At 53.3% G+C, this 3,497-nt stretch carries 3 protein-coding genes and 1 pseudogene; all 4 read right to left on the bottom strand.

Translation table 11 applies throughout. The features are described from left to right. On the bottom strand, positions 1–936 hold a 936-nt coding region (locus RMSM_RS14735; RefSeq protein WP_040766775.1), incomplete at its 3' end, for a DRTGG domain-containing protein. Positions 937–1,039: 103 nt separating this feature from the next. Continuing rightward, complete coding sequence (locus RMSM_RS14740; RefSeq protein ID WP_040766777.1) at positions 1,040–2,260, bottom strand: ABC transporter permease; 1,221 nt, start codon at positions 2,258–2,260, stop codon at positions 1,040–1,042. Continuing rightward, positions 2,257–3,168 (bottom strand): ABC transporter ATP-binding protein, encoded by a 912-nt coding sequence (locus tag RMSM_RS14745; protein WP_008697542.1) that lies wholly within the window; start codon positions 3,166–3,168, stop codon positions 2,257–2,259. Before RMSM_RS14745 ends, RMSM_RS14740 begins: the two co-directional genes overlap by 4 nt. Positions 3,169–3,204: 36 nt before the next feature. Next, positions 3,205–3,497: pseudogene (locus RMSM_RS14750) on the bottom strand (hypothetical protein); the annotation flags it as partial.

Below are 3,497 nucleotides of genomic sequence, written 5' to 3' on the forward strand. Positions count from 1 at the left end.
CAACAACACAGGCATCCCCGAGGTGTTACAAATCAATTGCTGGACCGCCAGCGGCGGCAACATCCCACCGGTCAACAAAATTCCTGCAGGTGATGGTCCGTTCGCATCAAGTGACGCCAACGCACATCCCGCCAAGATGTCGCTGCGATCCCCCGGTGTGATCACCAGACTTGATGGAAATAAACGTTCGAGGAAATCTGGCAACAACATCGCCGCGACTTTTAATCGAGTCACCTCGCGATCAAACGTTGCTTCATCGCCACTGAATTTCTTCGCGTTGAGCCCCACTTGAATCTCACGAAGCGTCGGTTGACGCAGCAGCGGTTCCTCGGGAAGCAGGTACAGGGGGGCTAGGGAATCAGATGACGCTTGGGTGTAGGCGGATCGCAATTCCGATTCATTTGCGGGATTGATTTGGTTTAGCACCGTAGCAATCACCTGCCCCCCACGGTCCGAGATACTGTCGTTACCGATGTGGATCGACTGCACGCTGTCTTCGACACTTTTCCCACGAGCTGAATAAACGGGCATGATCGCACAGCCAAGATTGACGGCGATATCCGAGTTCAGTTCGAATTCAATCTCTTGTGCCAATCCTTGAAAACTCGTCCCCTCGACGATCACAAAGTCACAGGTCTCCTGCAAACGTTTGAATTTCTGTTGGATGCGTTGAATTAATCCTTCATAACGATCCTCCGCCAACATTCGGCGGGCTTCGATACGCGTCACCCCCGCCATTTCGTCCGGGTCCGTCGTGATTTGATAACGCGACCGCATCAAACGGATGCTTTGATCTTCGTGCGGGTAACGACGAACCACGGGACGAAAGAAGTGGACGCGGTCGAAGCGCCGCATCGCCAATTCCATTACCCCAAGGGCAACCATCCGCTTTCCAGTCGCGTTTTCATTTGTGGCAATATAGAGGCTGTCGGGCATGACAATTTTCTGCAAAAGATTAAGAATTCGAAAATTTCAGCCGCATCCGCAAAAGCGAATCCGACTCAATAAACCTCATATCAAATCGGCATTTTCTACCTGCTTAACGCGCATCCCAGCGATCGGCATACAGACGTGCGATACACCCGAGAATGATCGTCATGCCAAGCAAGACGGTCACTTCCAACTGCAGCGACGTGACGGGCATATCGTACCAAAATACTTTTTGGAACCCATCTAGCGCCCACGCATTAAACGTCAGATGCCCCCACCGCTGCATTTCTTGGCTCATGACGTAACGCGGCACCATGCTGCCCCCGAGCGCCGACATGGTCAGGATCAACACGGTTGAAACGGCCGTCAACTGTGTGCGTGAACGACAGAACACGGCTAAACAAATTCCCAAACTAGCCGTGGCGGACGCAGTACAAAATGTCATCAACGCGAAACCACTTAAATGGCCAATCAGATCGACTGAAAAAACTTGCTGGGCCCACAGGAACATCACCGTTAATTGCACGCAACCCAGCGCCATGATGTACAGCCATTTACCCGCTAACAACTCGCTGATACGCAATTGGCTGGACAGCAATCGGTCCAACGTACCGGCTTCGTGTTCTTCGAGCAAACTTCCACCTGCCCCGGTCGCCGAAAACAACAAAAACATCACGGCAATGCCGGCGGCGTACATTGCAATCTTGGGATTGTGTTTGCCCACCGCAAATAGATGAGTGGTTTCGACGTCCACAAGCGAATCGGAAACACCAGCGTCCGCAGCCGATGTTTCCGCCGATCCAGATAGGTTTGTCGACGGAGCTTCGTTCGCCGAGGATGCATTGTCCAGCGAGCTCGACGGCGGCCGGTTACGACTTGCTTCACTAATCACTTGAGCCAACAACACCCGAATGATCTGGTCACCGATCGGGTTGCTGCCTTCGCTGAACAATTTCACTGTTGACTTGGATTGCGATTGCAAATTGGCTTCGATTCCGTCGGGCAGATACACCACCATGTCGACATCATGGTCTCGCATTACAACGCGGGTCAGTCGCTCGATCGACCAGCGCTTGGTCGTATTCAATAACCCCAACTCAATTTGCAGTGCCGATTGCAGTTTCAATAGACGTGCAATCCGCTGGCTGGTCGCAGTCATGTCGTCATCGACGATCGCGACGTTGATCGCGGAATCACCGCTGCTGACGCCACGACTAAAAATCATGGCAAAAATGCTGAAAAACAAGATTGGTAGCACCAACACCATCACAAGCTCTTGCTTGTTGTTCCACAACCTTAGCAGCGAGATCTGGAAAACAGTTCCTATCATTCACGCAGCTCCTTGCCCGTCAAATGCAAGAAGACATCCTCGAGTGTCGGCTGCTGCAACAGCACCTGACCAACGCGATGTTGATCGCGATCAAGGCTGGTCAAAATTTCAGCCAATTGAGTCGCGGGGTCCGAGATCACACACGTTCCAGTCGTCCCCGAATCATCCATCGATAAACCATAGCGTGTTGCATCGACGACATGCTGGAACCGGATTCGCAGCAGTTGGCAATGCCCCACGGTGCTAGCGATCAATTCATCAAGCGTCCCCACACAGACCACTTTTCCCAGATCGACAATCGCGATCCGATCACAGCGATATTGCGCTTCGTCCAATTGGTGAGTGGTCAATAGGATTGCAGTCCCTCGGTCACGCAGCTCGTCAATCATTTCATAGATGCGGCTACGGCTTTGCGGATCCACCCCCACCGTCGGCTCATCAAGCAACAAGATCGCGGGATGATGCAAAACACTGCATGCGATATTCAGCCGGCGCTGCATCCCACCGGAAAACGTTCTCACCAAGTGGTGACGCCGATCGGTAAGATTGGCCCACTGCAACGCCTGGTCGACGCGTTCGCCGAGCTGGTGTCGATCAACCGCGTGCAGTTTTCCGAATGCCACCAAGTTTTGCTGGGCCGTTAAATCCTGATAAACAGCGATACTCTGTGGCACCACGCCCAACGAATGAGGAGCATCGGTTCCAGTCGCGAACGTGAACGCCCCTTTGTCCAATCGACTGCGTCCCGCTAAACAACGAATCAAGCTCGTTTTACCAGCACCGTTGGGGCCAAGTAGCCCAAGCAACTCTCCGGGAAAAAGATCCAGCGACAAACCACGCAGCGCACGCGTTTTGCCATGCGACTTTTCCGCAGCTTGGATCGACAGGATTGCAGTCGGTAAAGGCATTCAAGATAAATTCGAAAATAGAGATGCGATGCACACTTAATCCAGCAGCGGCAACGTCGCCCGCTGCTGAGCACTTTGCACCGCAGTATCGACAATTTGCTGGCCGATTCGGCTGATTTCGGGGCTCAGCGGTCCTTCGACTTGTGCTCCGCGCGAAATCACATCGACCATGTACTGCACCGGATTCTGCTGGGGTGGCTGCAGCACGTCGACAGAGATCGGGTGGGCTGGCGGGGTGGCTTTCGGTTTGCAGATTGACAACGTCGGCATAGTCCTCGCTGGAAAATCGTTCCGCGTGCTCCCACGACCACGAAACCACACTTGGGTTG

This window comes from Rhodopirellula maiorica SM1, assembly GCF_000346295.1.
Classification (GTDB): domain Bacteria; phylum Planctomycetota; class Planctomycetia; order Pirellulales; family Pirellulaceae; genus Novipirellula; species Novipirellula maiorica.

Bases quoted from the DNA above. Each gene is read 5' to 3' on its own strand.
- RMSM_RS14740 (WP_040766777.1), bottom strand. From the start codon at position 2,260: ATGATAGGAACTGTTTTCCAGATCTCGCTGCTAAGGTTGTGGAACAAC.
- RMSM_RS14745 (WP_008697542.1), bottom strand. From the start codon at position 3,168: ATGCCTTTACCGACTGCAATCCTGTCGATCCAAGCTGCGGAAAAGTCG.